Annotated in this window: 12 protein-coding genes; 4 read left to right on the forward strand and 8 right to left on the reverse strand. The window is 64.8% G+C overall.

All coding sequences use genetic code 11. The features are described from left to right. From dnaG to IP65_RS15430, 3 genes are all read right to left on the reverse strand, one after another. Window positions 1–1866 (reverse strand): DNA primase, encoded by a 1866-nt coding sequence (dnaG, locus tag IP65_RS15420; RefSeq protein WP_054132243.1) that lies wholly within the window; start codon window positions 1864–1866, stop codon window positions 1–3. 45 nt (window positions 1867–1911) lie between these two features. Continuing rightward, window positions 1912–2304: an endonuclease domain-containing protein gene (locus IP65_RS15425; RefSeq protein WP_022677780.1), complete on the reverse strand. Its 393-nt coding sequence runs from the start codon at window positions 2302–2304 to the stop codon at window positions 1912–1914. 135 nt (window positions 2305–2439) lie between these two features. Then, window positions 2440–2892 carry a GatB/YqeY domain-containing protein gene (locus IP65_RS15430; protein ID WP_022677779.1) on the reverse strand — a complete coding sequence of 151 codons (453 nt, stop codon included), beginning with the start codon at window positions 2890–2892 and terminating at the stop codon, window positions 2440–2442. A gap of 162 nt (window positions 2893–3054) precedes the next feature. On the opposite strand from IP65_RS15430, the gene carA reads away from it, so the two are divergent. From carA to greA, 3 genes are all read left to right on the forward strand, one after another. Next, the gene (gene carA, locus IP65_RS15435) at window positions 3055–4230 is read left to right on the forward strand and encodes a glutamine-hydrolyzing carbamoyl-phosphate synthase small subunit (RefSeq protein ID WP_022677778.1); all 1176 of its coding nucleotides are present in this window, start codon (window positions 3055–3057) and stop codon (window positions 4228–4230) included. Between the two features lie 76 nt (window positions 4231–4306). Further along, on the forward strand, window positions 4307–7621 hold the full coding sequence (gene carB, locus IP65_RS15440; protein ID WP_022677777.1) for a carbamoyl-phosphate synthase large subunit: 3315 nt from the start codon (window positions 4307–4309) through the stop codon (window positions 7619–7621). Between the two features lie 131 nt (window positions 7622–7752). Next, window positions 7753–8229, forward strand: coding sequence for a transcription elongation factor GreA (gene greA, locus IP65_RS15445; RefSeq protein ID WP_022677776.1), 477 nt, complete (start codon window positions 7753–7755; stop codon window positions 8227–8229). An 82-nt stretch (window positions 8230–8311) separates the two neighbouring features. Here greA and IP65_RS15450 read toward each other — a convergent pair whose 3' ends face one another. The 5 genes from IP65_RS15450 to IP65_RS15470 all read right to left on the reverse strand — a co-directional run bounded on the left by IP65_RS15450 (window position 8312) and on the right by IP65_RS15470 (window position 10586). Continuing rightward, window positions 8312–8533, reverse strand: a complete 222-nt coding sequence (locus tag IP65_RS15450; RefSeq protein ID WP_022677775.1) for a DUF4170 domain-containing protein — start codon at window positions 8531–8533, stop codon at window positions 8312–8314. 137 nt (window positions 8534–8670) lie between these two features. Then, on the reverse strand, window positions 8671–9216 hold the full coding sequence (locus tag IP65_RS15455; RefSeq protein WP_148291813.1) for a hypothetical protein: 546 nt from the start codon (window positions 9214–9216) through the stop codon (window positions 8671–8673). After that, on the reverse strand, window positions 9213–9560 hold the full coding sequence (locus IP65_RS15460; protein WP_022677773.1) for a hypothetical protein: 348 nt from the start codon (window positions 9558–9560) through the stop codon (window positions 9213–9215). The genes IP65_RS15455 and IP65_RS15460 overlap by 4 nt, the downstream gene beginning before the upstream one ends. Continuing rightward, complete coding sequence (locus tag IP65_RS15465; RefSeq protein ID WP_022677772.1) at window positions 9557–9970, reverse strand: hypothetical protein; 414 nt, start codon at window positions 9968–9970, stop codon at window positions 9557–9559. Before IP65_RS15465 ends, IP65_RS15460 begins: the two co-directional genes overlap by 4 nt. Further along, window positions 9963–10586 carry a hypothetical protein gene (locus IP65_RS15470; protein ID WP_022677771.1) on the reverse strand — a complete coding sequence of 208 codons (624 nt, stop codon included), beginning with the start codon at window positions 10584–10586 and terminating at the stop codon, window positions 9963–9965. The genes IP65_RS15465 and IP65_RS15470 overlap by 8 nt, the downstream gene beginning before the upstream one ends. 275 nt (window positions 10587–10861) lie before the next feature. Between IP65_RS15470 and eno the strand changes: the two genes are divergently transcribed. Continuing rightward, window positions 10862–12145 (forward strand): phosphopyruvate hydratase, encoded by a 1284-nt coding sequence (eno, locus tag IP65_RS15475; RefSeq protein WP_022677770.1) that lies wholly within the window; start codon window positions 10862–10864, stop codon window positions 12143–12145. The last annotated feature ends 53 nt before the right edge of the window (window positions 12146–12198 follow it).

Raw genomic sequence — 12198 nt, forward strand, 5'->3', positions numbered from 1 at the left:
TTATAACGATGCACGAGTGCGACCCATTTGCCCCAACCTGGCCAGCAAAGCCAGCCTTCGTTGCAGCAATCGTTGTTGTTCGGCAAAGCTATCCTCGGAAAAGTCATTTTCCAGGCGCTCTGTCGCTCGCGCCAGCGCCGATTCGACCGCCGGAAGATCGACGATCAGCTCGATCGCTTCGGCCAGTTCGTCGAGCGCGGTGGCGCTCGTTTCCGAAAGGAAGCCGAATCGCAGGCCATCGTAATCGTCTGCCGACGGCACCTCTAGCTGCCGCTCCAGCAATATGGGGCGCAAGGCCGTGCTTTCAAGCGGGGCGCCCGATTCGGCAAAGGCCAGCAGCGCATCGAGCAGCGCGGCCATGCCGGCCTGCGCAGGGTGGATGCGCGCCAGCGCCTCGCCATGGCGGGCCAGCGCGGCGGGATGCACCACCAGCCCGGCCAGAACCGCCGCCAGCAGCGCGTCGCCCGAACCGACCTTGGCGGAGAGGCGGCTGGCTGTGGCAGCGGGCAGGGGGGGCGGCGCCGGCTTCCAAGGGCCGCGGCCCTGGCGCGGCTGGAACGTGCCGCCCTGACGCGGGGTGAACGCGGGACGTTCGCGCCGGGCAAAGGCCAGTTCGCCAAAGCGATCGAGCAGTTCGCGGCGATAGAGCGTCTTGATATCGGGGTGGGCGATCGTGTCGCAATGGGCCAGCAGGCGCGCCTTGAGTCCGGCCTTGTCCTCCGGCGTGGCCAGCGGCGAGGCATCACGCTCGCCTTCCCACAGCACATCGACCAGGCTGCGCGCGGTGCCGAGCAGATCGAGCATCGCCTCGCGGCCGCGTTTCTTGACCACGTCATCGGGGTCCATGCCATCGGGCAGGGTGACGATGCGCAGGCTGTGCCCAGGGCGCAGCAGGGGCAGGGCGCGCGTCACGGCCTTCATCGCCGCGCGCTGCCCGGCGGCATCGCCATCGAAACACAGCGTCGGGCATTCGGTCACGCGCCACAGCCGTTCGATCTGGTGCTCGGTCAGCGCCGTGCCCAGCGGGGCCACCGCCTCGGCAATGCCGGCGGCGGCCAGGGCGACCACGTCCATATAGCCCTCGACCACCACGATCCGGGCCGACGATCGCGCGGCCGGTGCGGCGCGGTGCAGGTTGTAGAGCGTGCGGCCCTTGTCAAACAATGGCGTATCGGGCGAATTGAGGTACTTGGGGGCGTCGGTCTTTTCGGCCGCGAGGATGCGTCCGCCAAAAGCGATGATCCGTCCACGCTGGTCGGCGATCGGCAGCATCAGCCGCCCGCGAAAGCGATCATAGGGCGTCTTGCCTTCCACCACGATCTGCAAGCCGGCCTCGATCAGCATGCTTTCGGGAAACTGGCCCAGCGCCTCTTTGAGCGCAGTGCGGCTGTCAGGGGCATAGCCAAAGCCGAATTCACGCGCGATGCGCTCGGGAAACCCGCGCGAGGCGAGGTAGGCCCGCGCCCGCTCGGCCTCTGGCGCTTTCAGGCTGGCCACGAAAAAGTCCTGCGCGGCCTGCATCACATCATGCAGCGACTTGGCCGCCTGCGCGCGCTGGGCGGCCTGGCGGTCCATCTCGGGCATGTCCATGCCGGCCTGCGCCGCCAGTTCCTTGACCGCCTCGATGAACGGCAGGCCCTGGTGATCGGTCATCCAGCGGATGACATCGCCATGCGCGCCGCAGCCAAAGCAATGGTAGAAGCCCTTTTCGTCGTTGATCGTGAAGCTGGGCGTCTTCTCGTTGTGGAACGGGCAGCACGCCTTGAACTCGCGCCCGGCCTTCTGCACGCGGATCGACCGCCCGATCACGCCCGAAAGCGAGACGCGATTGCGCAGTTCATCCAGCCATTGCGGGGTCAGGCTCAAACTCCCCTCCCGCTTGCGGGAGGGGCTGGGGGAGGGCGTGTTGCGTCAAAGCTCACCCTTCGCTCCCAATTCCTTTAAAGCACGGATCAATTCTAAGATAATCCCATCACGGTTGTTCATCACGTCGCCGTTCCAGAAGCGGACGACGGAGAAACCCTGGCTTTCCAGAAACGCTGTTCGCCGGGCATCATAGGCCTGCGCCGCCGCATGCGTGGCGCCGTCGATTTCGATGACCAGCCGATATTCCCGCGACACGAAATCGCATATGTACGGCCCGATGGGGAATTGCCGATTGAACCGCACGCCCAGCACTTGGCGGCTGCGCAAGGCCTGCCACAGGTGGCGTTCCGGTTCGGTGGCATTGTTGCGCAACTGGCGGGCGCGGGCGGTAGGGCGCTGGTCGCCCTTGTCGTTCGCGCGCTGCCAAGCTTGGTCCATCGGGGGAACATGCCCTCCCCCAGCCCCTCCCGCAAGCGGGAGGGGAGTTAAAAGAAGTTCCTACAGCGGGAGGCGGAGGCCTGACGCCAAAATCCCCCTCCCGCCTGCGGGACGGGTTAGGGGAGGGCATGTTGCTTACGAAAGCGCCGCCTTCACCAGCCCGCTGGCCTTGCTCATATCGATCTGCGTGCCGTGGCGCGCTTTCAGTTCGGCCACCACGCGGCCCATGTCCTTCATGCCGGTGGCGCCAAGTTCGGCCTTGATGCCTTCGATCGCCGCCTTCACGTCGTCTTCGGAAAGCTGCGCGGGCAGGAATTCCTCGATCACGACCAGTTCGGCCTTTTCCACGTCGGCCAGTTCCTGGCGGCCGCCCTGCTCGAACAGGGTGATCGATTCGCGGCGCTGCTTGACCATCTTTTGCAGCACGTCGATCACCACGGCATCGTCGTCCGGCACCGTCTTTGCGGTGCGCAGTTCGATGTCCTTGTCCTTGAGCTTGGCCAGGATCAGGCGGACGGCGGCAAGGCGTCCCTTGTCTCCGGCTTTCATGGCAGCCACTTGCGCGGCCTTGATCGTGTCGCGGATCATGTCGTGTTTTTCCTGTGGGTGTTCGGGCCGCGCAGGGCGGCGCAAAGGATTCCTCCTAGGACAAACTTTCTTGAACCGCTAGGTTGACGCTGCGGCCATAGGAGCGTAGCGGCCGGGCCTTAGCAACATCGCCAGAACCCCTGCCAACGGAGCGCCCCCATAATGGCCGACCCCGCCCTTTCGCTTGCGTCCCAACCAGAAGGATCGACGGGTGTTCTCGTCCTTGCCGACGGTTCGGTCGCCTGGGGCCGAGGCTTTGGCGCCGTGGGTGAAGCCGTCGGCGAGGTGTGCTTCAACACCGCGATGACCGGCTACCAGGAAGTGATGACCGATCCGAGCTATGCATCGCAGATCGTCACGTTCACGTTCCCGCACATCGGCAATGTCGGCACCAATGCCGAAGACATGGAAAGCCATGGCGTGCCTGGCGCGGTCGGCTGCGTGGTGCGTGAAGACGTGACCGCGCCGGCCAACTTCCGCGCCCAGGGCACGTTCCAGCAGTGGATGGAGCGCCAGGGCCGCATTGGCCTGGCCGGCATCGATACCCGCGCGCTGACCCGCCGCATCCGTTTGTCGGGTGCGCCCAACGCGGTGATCGCGCACAACCCGGAAGGCCAGTTCGACCTGGAAGCCCTGCTGGAAAAGGCGCGCGCCTGGCAGGGGCTGGAAGGCCTTGACCTCGCCCGCGTGGTCAGCCGCGAGGCCCGCGAAGAATGGCAGGGTTCGGTCTGGCACCTGGGGCAGGGCTATACCCGCCCTGAAGGCACGGGCCGCCCGCACGTCGTCGCCATGGATTTCGGCGCCAAGGACAATATCTTCCGCAACCTGGTCAAGGCCGGGGCAGACGTGACCGTGGTGCCGGCGCAGACCGGGTTTGACGAGATCATGGCGCTCAAGCCGGCCGGCGTGTTCCTGTCCAATGGCCCGGGTGACCCGGCCGCGACCGGCGCCTATGCCGTGCCGGTGATCCAGCAACTGCTCGCGGCCGACGTGCCGATCTTCGGCATTTGCCTCGGGCACCAGATGCTCGGCCTGGCGGCCGGCGCCAAGACCACCAAGATGAACCAGGGCCATCGCGGCGCCAATCATCCGGTCAAGCGCAACGAAGACGGCGTGGTGGAAATCACCTCGATGAACCACGGCTTTGCCGTGGACAATGCGCCGGGTTCGCTGCCTGCCAACGTGATCGAAACCCACGTCTCGCTGTTCGATGGTTCCAACTGCGGGATCGCGATCACCGGCAAGAAGGCGTTCGGCGTGCAATACCACCCCGAAGCCTCACCCGGCCCACAGGACAGCTTCTATCTGTTTGAAAAGTTCGTGAGCATGCTGGGCTAATCGCCCAGCCATCGTTTCCGAACCCATTCGCCGTGCCCGGCACGGCTGACGCCAGAACAAAGACAAAGGCCCACCCATGCCCAAGCGCACTGACATCTCCTCGATCCTGATCATCGGCGCCGGGCCGATCATCATCGGCCAGGCTTGCGAGTTCGACTATTCGGGCACGCAGGCGGTCAAGGCGCTCAAGGAAGAGGGCTATCGCATCATCCTGGTCAATTCCAACCCGGCCACGATCATGACCGACCCGGAAATGGCCGACGCCACCTATGTGGAGCCGATCACGCCCGAAGTGGTGGCCAAGATCATCGCCAAGGAACGGCCCGATGCCGTGCTGCCGACGATGGGCGGGCAGACCGCGCTCAACACGGCGCTGGCCCTGGCCAATGACGGCACGCTGGAAAAGTATGGCGTGACGATGATCGGCGCCAACGCCGAGGCGATCGACAAGGCCGAAGACCGCCAGAAGTTCCGCGACGCGATGGACAAGATTGGGCTGGAATCGGCCCGGTCGGGCGTGGCCCACACCGTGGAAGAAGCACTCGCCGTGCTGGAAACCACTGGCCTGCCTTCGATCATCCGCCCCAGCTTTACCCTGGGTGGCACCGGCGGCGGCATTGCCTACAACAAGGACGAGTTCATCAAGATCGTCCGCGGTGGCCTGGAAGCATCGCCCACCACCGAAGTCCTGATCGAGGAATCGCTCCTCGGCTGGAAGGAATACGAGATGGAAGTCGTCCGTGACCGGAACGACAATTGCATCATCATCTGCTCGATCGAAAACGTCGATCCGATGGGCGTGCACACCGGCGACTCCATCACCGTGGCCCCGGCGCTGACGCTGACCGACAAGGAATACCAGATCATGCGCAATGCATCGATCGCGGTGCTTCGCGAGATCGGCGTGGAAACCGGCGGTTCCAACGTGCAGTTCGCGGTCAACCCCAAGGATGGGCGCCTGATCGTGATCGAGATGAACCCGCGCGTCTCGCGCTCCTCGGCGCTGGCGTCGAAGGCCACCGGCTTCCCGATCGCCAAGGTCGCGGCCAAGCTGGCGGTAGGCTATACCCTCGACGAGATCACCAATGACATCACCGGCGCCACGCCGGCGAGCTTTGAACCGACGATCGACTATGTCGTCACCAAGATCCCGCGCTTTGCCTTTGAAAAGTTCAAGGGTTCCGAACCGCTGCTGTCGACGGCGATGAAGTCGGTCGGCGAAGTCATGGCGATCGGCCGCAATCTCAAGGAATCGCTGCAGAAGGCCCTGCGCGGGCTGGAAACCGGCCTCGACGGCTTCAACCGCTATGACGCGCTGGAAGGCGCGACGCGCGACGAGATCAACGCCGCGCTCAGCCGCGCCACGCCCGAGCGCCTGCTCGTGGTCGGCCAGGCCTTCCGCGAAGGCTTCAGCGTCGAAGACGTCCACGCCGTGACCAAGTACGAACCCTGGTTCCTGCGCCACATCGCCGAAATCATCGCCGAGGAAGAGGCGGTGATCCAGCACGGCCTGCCGGTGACGGCCGAAGGCATGCGCCGGTTGAAGGGCATGGGCTTTTCCGACAAGCGCCTGGCCAAGCTGGCGGTGCGGTCGGCGGGCCTGGTCGGCAGCCCTAACCACGCCCGCTCGGGCCTGGTCCACGATGTGGTCTCGGCTATGGCTGGTGCCACCAGCGAGGCCGAAGTGCGCAAGCTGCGCCACAAGCTGGGCGTGCGCCCGGTGTTCAAGCGCATCGATAGCTGCGCCGCCGAATTCGAAGCGGTCACGCCCTATATGTATTCCACCTATGAAGGTGGCCTGTTTGGCGAGCCCGAAAACGAAGCCATGCCCAGCGATCGCCGCAAGATCGTGATCCTGGGTGGCGGGCCGAACCGTATCGGCCAGGGCATCGAGTTCGACTATTGTTGCTGCCACGCCTGCTTCGCGCTGGAAGACGCCGGGTTCGAGACCATCATGGTCAACTGCAACCCGGAAACCGTTTCCACCGACTATGACACCTCGGACCGCCTCTATTTCGAGCCGCTGACGGCGGAAGACGTGCTGGAAATCCTTGATGTCGAGCGCTCCACCGGGGAACTGGTCGGCGTGATCGTGCAGTTCGGCGGGCAGACCCCGCTCAAGCTGGCGCAGGCGCTGGAAGACGCCGGCATCCCGATCCTGGGCACCTCGCCCGATGCGATCGACCTGGCTGAAGACCGCGAGCGCTTTGCCGCGCTGGTCGAGCAGCTGGGCCTCAAGCAGCCGGCGAATGGCATCGCCCGCAGCCGCGACGAAGCCATCGCCGTGGCCAGCCGCATCGGCTATCCCGTGCTGATCCGCCCCAGCTACGTGCTGGGTGGCCGCGCCATGGAAATCGTCGACAGCCAGGCCCAGCTGGAAGACTACATCGCCACGGCGGTGCAGGTTTCCGGCGATAGCCCGGTCCTGATCGACCAGTACCTGCGCGATGCGATCGAATGCGATGTCGATGCGCTGGCCGATGGCGAAACCGTGCGCGTGGCTGGTGTGCTGCAGCACATCGAGGAAGCCGGCATCCATTCGGGTGACAGCGCCTGCACCCTGCCGCCCTATAACCTGCCGGCCGAAATCGTTGCCGAAATGGAGCGGCAGGCGGTTCTGCTGGCCCAGGCGCTGCAAGTGCGGGGCCTGATGAACATCCAGTTCGCGGTCAAGGATGGCGATGTTTACCTGATCGAAGTGAACCCGCGCGCCAGCCGCACCGTGCCGTTCGTGGCCAAGGCCGTGGGCCAGCCCATTGCCAAGTATGCCGCCCGCGTGATGGCCGGCGAACGCCTGGCCGATCTGCCCGAAATCCGCCGCGACATCGATTACATGGCGGTGAAGGAAGCGGTGTTCCCGTTTGCGCGCTTCCCCGGCGTCGATCCGGTGCTCTCGCCGGAAATGAAGTCGACCGGCGAAGTCATGGGTATCGACGAAAATTTCGGCATGGCTTTCGCCAAGGCGCAGCTGGGCGCCAGCACCCGCCTGCCGCAGGGCGGCACGCTGTTCGTCTCGGTCAAGGATACCGACAAGCCGGTGGTTCTGCCGGGCGTGCGCAAGCTGGCGGCGATGGGCTTCAAGATTGTCGCCACTGGCGGCACTGCCCGCTACCTGGCTGACAACGGCGTGAACGTGGAACAGGTCAACAAGGTGGCCGAAGGCCGCCCGCACATCGTCGATCGCATCATCGATGGCGAGATTGCCCTTATTTTCAACACGACCGAAGGCTGGCAAAGCCACAAGGACTCCGCTTCGATCCGTGCGTCGGCGCTCAATGGCAGGGTTCCCTACTTCACCACAGCCACCGCATCGGTGGCTGCGGCAGAGGCGATCGAGGCTTTGCGCAGTGCCGAACTTGAAGTGAAGTCGCTGCAAGACTATTATCGTTGATCGTCCAAGGGTTCCCCTCCCACAGCGTTGCCCATCGCGGCTGAACGTGGCCAGGCTGGTTTCCAGCCCGGCGGGGGAACGGTTTTCCCTCGAACCCATTGGGCCAGGGAATTGAAAGAGAAGGATTACGGATGGCCAGTGTTGAAAAGCTGCCGATGCTCCAGGAAGGCTATGAAAAGCTGACTGCCGAGCTCAAGCTGCTGCGCGAGGAGCGTCCCCGGATCGTAGACGCCATCGAGGAAGCACGCGCCCACGGCGATCTTTCCGAAAATGCCGAATACCATGCCGCCAAGGAACGCCAGGGGCAGGTTGAAGCGACGATCGCCGATCTGGAAGACAAGATCAGCCGCGCGCACATCATCGATCCCACCACCCTGTCGGGTGACCGCATCGTGTTTGGCGCCACGGTGACGCTGCTCGATGATGATGAAAAGCCGGTGCGCTACCAGATCGTGGGCCAGGCCGAGGCCGACGCGAAGCGTGGCCGCATCAGCTACAATTCGCCGCTCGGCCGCGCGCTGATCGGTCGCAAGGTGGACGAGGAAATCGAAGTCACGGTTCCCTCGGGCGACAAGTTCTACCTGGTGCAGAAGATCGAGTTCATCTGAACCGATCCTGCGCAAAGCCATCAAAAAGCCCCGGAAACTGCTGTCTTGCCGGGCTTTTTGCATTAGCGCGATGTCGCTGCGATCAGGCGTCGCTTTGCGCCGGATCGAGCAGCTTGTGGAGGTGGACCACCACATAGCGCATTTCGGCATCGTCAACGGTGCGCTGCGCTGCCGAACGCCAGGCTTCTTCGGCCGCGGCGTAATCGGCATAGACACCGACGAGATCGATGGCTTTGAGATCGACGAAATCGAGCGTCTGCGGGTCTTTCACCCGGCCGCCCATCACGAGATGGAGTTTCTGCATTGTGGCCCTTCCCTGGGAGGATGCCAAAAGCCGATGGCAAACTGTGCGGCTTTGCGCAAGACCCGTGCGCGGCTGCACATTTGCAACCTGCGCACGGGCATTTGCGCAAAACGGCGCTGAGGGCAGGGTGGGCGTGCTCAGCGCTTGAGGCGGGCGGCCAGTTCGCTGGCCTTCGCCAGCGCCACGTCGGCCGCCTCGCGTGCGGCGTTGGCAGCCACTTCGGCCAGATCGGTCGCCTTCTTGCGTGCTTCGCCGGCACCCTCGGCCAGCTTGCCGCTGGCCTCGCTGCCGATGTCTTCCAGCTTGTGCACGCCTTCGCGGCCGGCATCGGCCGCCTTGGCAGCATAGGCAAGGGCGATCTCTGCCGCCAGCGTCGCCAGCGTGCTGGCTTTCTTGCTGAGCCCGGCAGCGACCTGCTCGGCCGGTTCGGCCAGGCTGGCAAAGGTTGAGGCGGCAGTCGGCTTGCGGCTGCGGGTGGCCAACTTGCCCACCACCAAGCCTAGCGCGATGCCGCCGGCCAGTGCCGCCAGCGGATGCTGCTCCACCACCTGGCGTACGGTGCTGCCCACTTCCGCAGCTTTGGCGCGGGCCTGGGACACGCGATCGCTCGCCTGGTTGCTATCGTCGTCCTGTGCCGGCACTACCGGGGGCAGTTCGGGCGTCTGCTTCGTGTCGTCGCTCACCATAATCCTCCAGTTTTGCGCCCCCACTTGCGATTTTCGCGCTTGCCGAACCATCCGCTCGGCCGCTTGTCCCACAGCCATTGGCCAAGGGCCGTCAGCGGCTCGCGCAAGGTCCAGCCTGCGAGCACCACCAGGGTAATGATCAGCGCCGGTGCAGTGTCCTTGATCACCGTGCCGGCGCCATCGATGGCTTCCACCATTTCGTCGATCAGGCGATCACGCAGTCGCTGCCCCAGGGGGCGCGCGGCCAAGTCATCCTTGAGACCGACAAGTTCCGATCGCATGTCTTGCCAGGCCTGCGCGCGCGCCTGGGCGGCGGCCAGCAGGGTTTCCTCGGCGCTCATGCCGCTGTTTCCTGCATGGCGTTCTCCTGCTCTACGGCAGCAACCACTGCCGCTTCTGCCCGGGTGGGCTTACCCAGCACCGTATCGCGCGCATCGCGAAACGCGCGCACGGCGGCGCGGAAGCACAGGCCGCTGAGCAGCATGAGGCCCAGGCCGACCACGGCCAGCGCCCCCCAGGCCGTCAACAGTGGCGCCAGCGCAATGAGAAGGCCCACCACCAGCGCCACCAGGGTCAAGCCGCCGAACGCGCCAGCCAGGAGCAGATAGACGGCCACGCGTTTGCCCCGGCTCCAGCCAAAGCCAACGCGCGCCTTCTGATAGGCCATCTCGGCGCCGAGAACGGCTTCACCCTGGCGGAACAGCGCTTCGAGTCGCGCGGCCAGCGGCGTGGCCTCGCTGCTGTCAGGCATCCGTGCTGTCGCCACCGCGGAACAGGCGCGCCAGCACGAAGCCGGTCACGGCCGCGATGCCAAGCGCGGTGGCCGGGCTCTTGCGCACGAAGGTCTTCACGTCTTCACCCAGTTCGGCAAAGTCCTTGGATGCGAGCTTGTCGGCGGTGTCTTCCACGCTCTTGCCAGCGGTGCGGGCATAGTCGCCATACTTGACGCCAAGCTTTTCATCGATCGCCTCGGCCGAACCGGCAATGGCCTTGCCCACGGCTGCAAGCGCTTCGCTGGCCTTGGCCTTGCCATCGTGCGCCAGATCGGCGCCCTTGTCCTTGGCCTGCGCGGCCAGGGCCTTGGCCTCGTCAGACCACTGCGCGGCGGTGTCGCTGGCCTTGTCCTTGTAGACCTGGCTCTTTTCCATTGCCTCGGCCTTGAGCGTTTCGGCGCTGCTGCGTGCTTCGTCCACGGCCTGGGCAAAGCGGGTCTTGGCCTTTTCGGCCAGATCGCGTGCCGTGGCGGCCAGGTCGTGCGCCTTCACGTCGACGGCATCGGCCGCCTTGGTGCCGGCATCCACCAGATCGGCGCCGGCATCCTTGATGGCAGCTTCGGTTTCGTTGGTTTCAGGTGCGGTGTCGGCCATGAGAATCCCTTTCTCTTTCGACAAATTCGTATGCCACAATCGTATGCCCTGCATGGGCCATGGATCGGGCGGCGTTCAGGTGTTGCACTGCGGCATTATTTGCCGCTCTACGCCATCTTGCAAGCCAACGCCGCTTGCTTGCCAAGGTTCCACCCGATAGGAGCCCGGCAGGCCGGTGAAGTCCAGAGAAACTTGCCCTGGATAGTTACACCGTCGTTCGCTGCTGGAAGCAGGCCCACTGGGGGCCGGCCACCGAAAGCCAAGGGAAGCCGATCATGACCGCGATCATCGATATTCACGCCCGCGAAATTCTCGACAGCCGGGGCAATCCCACCGTCGAAGTCGACGTTCTCCTTGACGATGGCTCGTTCGGCCGTGCCGCCGTGCCGTCAGGCGCCTCGACTGGCGCGCACGAAGCAGTCGAACTGCGTGATGGCGACAAGAGCCGCTATCTGGGCAAGGGCGTGACCAAGGCGGTCGACGCCGTCAACGACGAGATCAGCGAAGTCCTGCTCGGCCTCGACGCCGAAGACCAGCGCGACATCGACATGGCGATGATCGAACTGGACGGCACCGAGAACAAGGGCCGTATCGGCGCCAACGCCATTCTCGGCACCTCGCTCGCCGTGGCCAAGGCCGCTGCCGATGCGCGTGGCCTGCCGCTCTATTCCTATGTTGGCGGCGTGTCCTCGCATGTGCTGCCGGTGCCGATGATGAACATCATCAACGGCGGCGAACATGCCGACAACCCGATCGATTTCCAGGAATTCATGATCATGCCGGTGGGCGCGCCCACCCTGGCCGAAGCCGTGCGTTGGGGCGCGGAAGTGTTCCACACCCTCAAGAAGGGCCTCAAGGACAAGGGCCTGGCCACCGCCGTGGGCGACGAAGGCGGCTTTGCCCCCAACCTTGCCAGCACGCGCGATGCGCTCGATTTCGTGATGGCCTCGATTGAAAAGGCCGGGTTCAAGCCGGGCGAAGACATGGTCCTGGCGCTGGACTGCGCCAGCACCGAATTCTTCCGCAACGGCAAGTATGAAATCAGCGGCGAAGGCCTCTCGCTCAGCCCCGATGCCATGGCCGATTACCTGGCCGCGCTGTGCGATGCCTATCCCATCCTCTCGATCGAAGACGGCATGGCCGAAGACGATTTCGAAGGTTGGGCCGCGCTCACCAGCAAGATTGGCAAGCGCGTGCAGCTGGTCGGCGACGACCTGTTCGTGACCAACCCCAAGCGCCTGGAAATGGGCATTGGCAAGGGGCTGGCCAACTCGTTGCTGGTCAAGGTCAACCAGATCGGCACGCTCACCGAAACGCTCGAAGCCGTCAGCATCGCGCAGCGCGCAGGCTATACCGCGGTGATGAGCCACCGTTCGGGCGAAACCGAAGACGCAACCATTGCCGACTTGGCAGTGGCCACCAACTGCGGCCAGATCAAGACCGGCTCGCTCGCCCGTTCCGACCGGCTTGCCAAGTACAACCAGCTGATCCGTATCGAGGAAGAGCTGGGCCAGGCCGCGCGCTATGCCGGCCGTGGCGCGTTCGGGCGCCTCGCCTGATCCCAAAATAAAGCCCTCTCCCCAGTGGGGAGAGGGTTGGGTGAGGGGGTGTT

Source organism: Novosphingobium sp. AAP1, assembly GCF_001295765.1.
Lineage (GTDB): Bacteria > Pseudomonadota > Alphaproteobacteria > Sphingomonadales > Sphingomonadaceae > Novosphingobium > Novosphingobium capsulatum.